This window comes from Longimicrobium sp. (assembly GCA_036387335.1).
In the GTDB taxonomy this organism is placed as follows: domain Bacteria; phylum Gemmatimonadota; class Gemmatimonadetes; order Longimicrobiales; family Longimicrobiaceae; genus Longimicrobium.
Window position 1 is genome coordinate 1 of sequence record DASVTZ010000198.1, and the last position, 5,225, is coordinate 5,225.

The following is a 5,225-nucleotide window of genomic DNA, read 5'->3' on the forward strand; positions in this document are numbered from 1 at the left end:
GCGGATGCCGGTGGAGCTGTACGAGCGCCTGTACCGGGTGAGCACGCCGGCCGCCCCCCTCTTCCGCGAGGTGGCGGCGGAATGGATGGAACGCGTGGGGATCGAGGCTCGTGGCGCCGCACCGCGCTTCGACGGCGAGCAGCTCGGGATCGGGCTGGAGATGGAGGTGGCGGCATGAGCAAGGCCTCGCGTCCGGCGCTGGACCTGTCGAAGCAGCGCGCCGCCTTCACCCAGGTGTCCAGCCAGCTCGCCGGCATGGCCACGTCGCACCCGGCGGCGGTGGTGGACGGCGCCACGCGCGCCAAGAACCACCTCACGCTCCCCATCGCGCAGATCGAGGAGGAGGGCGCGTACGTCCGTGAGGTGGAGAGCGAGGACGAGCTCGCGGACCTGGCGGGCTCCATCCGCATCGACGGCGACGTGCCGGGTGCGATCGGGGTGCGGCGCGTGGGGCCGCCGGTGGCGCCGCGCTTCGTGCTGGTGTACGGGCGCCGCCGCCTGCACGCTGCCCGGCTCGCCGGACTGCGCACGGTCACGGTGCGCGACCTGGGCCCCATCAGCGAGGAGGAAGCCTTCCTCCAGCAGATCGCGGAGAACGAGTCGCGCCGCGCGATGTCTGTGATGGACGCGTGCCTGGCGTACTACCGCGCGCATCACGGCTTCGGGCACACGCAGGCGGTGCTCGCCGCGCGCGCGGGGAAGAGCCCCGGCTACGTGAGCTGGATGACCAAGGGTGGCGAAGCGCTGGCGCAGATGACGGAGGAGGAGCGCGCAGCCCTCGCCCGCCACCCGCGCATGGGCACCGCCGTCTTCCGCGACACCTCCTCCAAGCCGCTCCCCGAGCGCGTGGCGAGGCTCCGCGCCATGGCCCGCTCCGTCGTCGCCGGCGCCGCGCAGGCCGCCGATGCCACTCCCTCACCCATCCGCTGGTCGGCTGCGCGCGGCGGCACCCTGCGCCTGAACGCGCACCTCGATCCCAGGCGGCTCCACGACGACCGGGAGTATCGTGAGCAGGTACGCGGCCTCGTCGAGCGCCTGGAGCAGATGCTGGCGGAGGCGGGCGGCGGCTAACATCAGGAGGCCGTCGTTCTGCGGTCGGGGTCTGTTGGGCCTCACGCGGAGACGCGGAGACGCGGACGAGAGCACGCGAAGTTCTCTCCGTGCCTCCGTGTCTCCGCGTGAGACTGCCGTTCTTTTCGGAATGATGGCGCGGCGGAGCGCATGCGCGTAGTGTAGAGATGTAGATCCCGCCGATTCCCTCCGACTCGCCTTCCCATGACACAGAACGACAGCACGCCGCCGCGCGACGAGGCGCGGTGGGAGACCTGCATGCAGCTCGCCCGCACCCTGCTGATGGTGGGCGAGGGCGACCGCGACCTGGTCAAGGAGTACCTCGAGATCCTCATCGAAAAAGGGCTGCCGCCGGGCGGGCCGCCGAAGAAGGTGCTGATCGTGGGGGCGGGGATCGCGGGGCTTGTGGCGGGGTGGCTCCTCAAGAACGCGGGGCACCAGGTCACCATCGTGGAGGCCAACGGCAACCGGATCGGCGGGCGGCTCAAGACCTTTCGGCGGGACCAGTGGCGCCCGGACCTCGGCGCGCCGTTCGTCGACCGCAAGCAGTACGCGGAGGCGGGGGCCATGCGCCTCCCCGACTTCCACCCGCTGGTGCTCGCGCTGATCGACAAGCTGGGGCTTCCGCGCCGGCCCTTTTTCAACATCGACGTCGAGGGGCCGGTGGAGCCGCAGCCGGGCGTGCGCGTGCCGCCCGTCCTCTATACCCCGTTCGATGGGAGCGGCGAGTGGCGCAACGGGCCGGACAGCCCCGACTACCGCTTCCCGACGCAGCGCTACAACGCCTGGCTGCGCACCAACGGACAGCAGGTGAGGAGGTCGGACTACAACAAGGGCCCACGCGAGATCAACGAGGGGTTCGGGGTGCCCGCGGAGCAGGCGGGGAAGACGATGGGGAACCTCGTGAACGACTCGCTCAACTTCGTGCGCGACTACTACTCGACGAAGGTGGAGGAAAAGAAGCGCGTCCCCAAGCCGTTCGCGGAGTGGGTGGAGGGATGGGCGCGGGTGATCTACGACTTCGATCCGTACTCCATGTGGGGCTTCCTCAAGGAGGTCGCGGGGTTCAGCGACGAAACGATCGAGGCCGTGGGGACGATCGAGAACCTGACGTCGCGGCTCCCGCTCTCCTTCTTCCACACCTTTCTGGGCCGCAGCGACATCCGGCCGGACGCGACGTACTGGGAGATCCCGGGGGGGAACTGGCGGCTGCCGTACGCCTTCCTCGCCTTTCTGCGCGACGAGATCCGCATGGGTCAGCGGCTGGTGCAGATGGAGTACTGGCACCCGGACCGCGACTGCAACCAGTGCGTGCACGTGGGCCCCGACGGCCCGGCGGTGTGGATCAAATGCGTGGGCGAGGAGGCCGACGAGGACCGCGGCGGGGCATCGGGGAAGAAGCCGGTGTTCGAGGAGTTCACCGCGGACGTGGCGATCGTCACCATCCCCTTCTCGAGCCTGCGCCACGTGATCGTGGACCCGCTCTTCAGCTACAAGAAGCGCCGCGCCATCATCGAGCTGCACTACGACTCGGCCACCAAGGTGCTGCTGGAGTTCAGCCGCCGCTGGTGGGAGTTCACCGAGGAGGACTGGAAGCGCGAGCTGGACGCCATCAGGCCCGGGCTGTACGAGCACTTCGAGGCCGGCGGCGAGGGGCAGGGCTCGTCCGCGCTGCTGGGCGCCGATCCCGGGGTGGACGAGACGCGCATCCCCGGTCGGGAGAAAGCGTTCTACGCCGAGCTGCGCCACCAGAACCCGCGGCAGCGGGAGGCGACGCACGTCTTTGGCGGCGGCACCATCACGGACAACCCCAACCGCTTCATCTACTACCCGTCGCACCGGGTGGAGGGGAGCGACGGCGGCGTGGTGCTCGCGAGCTACAGCTGGGCGGACGACGCGGCGCGCTGGGACTCCATGTCCGACGACGAGCGCTACGCCTTCGCGATTCGCGGGCTGCAGTCGATCCACGGGGCGCGCATCGAGGTGTTCTACACCGGCAAGGGGCAGACGCAGAGCTGGCTGCGCAACCGCTACGCCTTCGGCGAGGCGGCGGTGTTCACGCCGGGGCAGCTCACGCAGTTCCATCCCAGCATCCCGACGCCGGAGGGGCCGGTGCACTTCGCGGGGGAGCACACCTCGCTGAAGCACGCCTGGGTGGAGGGCGCCATCGAGTCCGCCATCCGCGCGGCGCTGGAAGTGAACGGGGCGGAGGTGGCGCGATGAGCGAGCCCGCGGGCGGGTGGACGGTGGCGCGCTACCTGGCGGCGCGGCTGGCGGAGCTGGGGATCGGGCACCTGTTCGGGGTGCCGGGGAACCACCTGGGGCCCTTTCTGCCCGAAGTGGTCGCGGCCAAGGTGAAGTGGGTGGGCAACTGCAACGAGATCAACGCCGGGTACGCGGCCGAGGGGTACGCGCGGGTGCGCGGCGTGGGCGCGGTGGCGGTGACGTACGGCGTGGGGGCGCTCAGCGTGCTGCAGCCCGCGGGCGGCGCGTACGTGGAGGAGATCCCGCTCATCGTCATCACCGGCGCGCCCACGTACGAGCAGTGGCTGAACCTCCGCGCCGTCGGCCTCCTCACCTCGCACATGAGCCCGGTGACGCGCGCCAACGTGGACGCCTTCCGCCAGGTGACGGTGGACGCGCAGGTCATCACCAGCAGCCGCATGGCGCCGGTGCAGATCGACTGCGCCCTCTCCGCCTGCCTCACCGAGCGCAGGCCGGTCTACCTGGAAGTGTGGGAGAACGTGTGGTCGGGGGAGTGCGACGCGCCGGTGGGCCGCATCGAAGCACGCGAGCGCCCCACGACCGCCGCCAACCGCCGCATGCTCGCCGATGCGGTGAGGGCCGCGGTGGAGCTGATCGATCGGCTGGGCTCGCCGATCCTGTGGGGCGGCGAGGAGATCGGGCGGTTCGGGCTGCGCGAGGAGTTCGAGTCGCTGGTGGACGCGACGGGGATCCCCTTCTGCACCACCATCGGCGGCAAGTCCGTCGTGTCGGAGGATCACCCGCTCTTCCACGGCGTCTACAACGGCAAGGCGAGCCTGCCCGAGGTGCGCGAGGTCTTCAAGGAGGTGGCGAAGTGCCGCATCGGCCTCGGCTCCTGGCAGACCTCCAAGAACCTGGGCGGCACCCGCTCCGTGGGCGACGACTGGATCATGGCCGTGCACCAGGGCGTCAGCGTGGGCCCGCGCTACTTCCCGGACGTCAAGCTGGGCGAGTTCATCACCGCCCTGCGCGACGCGCTGGTCGCTTCCAAGGGCGCCCGCGAGTACACGGCCGACTACTACCAGGACGCCGAGGCATCGCAGCCCGCCTTCGTCGCCATGCTCTCGAAGCACGCGGAGGAGGATGCGCCGCTCACCTACGACAGCTTCTTCCAGCGGATCAGCGCGTTCATGGACGAAGCCACCCGGCACGGAACTTCGCCCTACGCCGTCGTCTCGGACGCGGGATTCTCGCTGCTCGGATCGCAGAACCTGAAGATGCCGGAGCCGGGCACCTTCTTCTGCCAGGGCGCGTGGCTGGCGATCGGCTACTCGGTCGGCGCGGTTACGGGGATCAAGGCCGCGCGCCCCGAGAAGCGGCACCTGGTGTTCGTGGGCGACGGATCGTTCCAGGAGACCTGTCAGGAGCTCTCCACGCAGACCCGTCTGCGCCACGACTCGGTCATCTTCGTGCTGGACAACGAGGCGTTCTACGGCATCGAGCAGATGCTGGTGCACCCCTGCTTCTACTCGGAGGGCTCCGGCGATGAGGCCAGCTTCTACAACGTCCTCCATCCCTGGAGCTACAGCCGCCTCGCGGAAGTCTTCTCCACCCCCGAGGCGCCTATGACCGGCTTCGAGGTCGCCACGCACGCGGCCCTGGACGAGGTCCTCCGCCACCTTCGCGACCCCGCGCATCCGGCCAACCGCGGCCCGGTTCTCGTGCAGGTGCGCCTCCCGCGCACCGACTTCCCCCGCGCCACCCAGTACATCATCGACGAGAACTGCGCGACGCACGCCTCGTAAAAGCAATCTCACGCGGAGGCGCGGAGACGCAGAGAGAGAACTACAGCAAAAGCCTCACACAGAGGGCACAGAAGGAACAGAAAGCCACAGAGAAAACCTCTTAGCGGTTCTCTCTGTGGCTCTGTGTCTCTGTGTGAGCCCGCT

The 5,225-nt window shown here is 69.7% G+C and carries 3 protein-coding genes; all 3 read left to right on the forward strand.

Features of this window, described 5'->3' with window-relative positions:
• Positions 1–174: 174 nt before the first annotated feature.
• The 3 genes from VF647_19635 to VF647_19645 all read left to right on the forward strand — a co-directional run bounded on the left by VF647_19635 (position 175) and on the right by VF647_19645 (position 5,081).
• Positions 175–1,071, forward strand: a complete 897-nt coding sequence (locus tag VF647_19635) for a ParB N-terminal domain-containing protein (GenBank protein HEX8454301.1) — start codon at positions 175–177, stop codon at positions 1,069–1,071.
• A gap of 204 nt (positions 1,072–1,275) precedes the next feature.
• Entirely contained in the window at positions 1,276–3,294 is a 2,019-nt protein-coding gene (locus VF647_19640; GenBank protein HEX8454302.1) for an FAD-dependent oxidoreductase, read from the forward strand.
• Complete coding sequence (locus VF647_19645; GenBank protein ID HEX8454303.1) at positions 3,291–5,081, forward strand: thiamine pyrophosphate-binding protein; 1,791 nt, start codon at positions 3,291–3,293, stop codon at positions 5,079–5,081. Before VF647_19640 ends, VF647_19645 begins: the two co-directional genes overlap by 4 nt.
• Positions 5,082–5,225 lie beyond the last annotated feature (144 nt).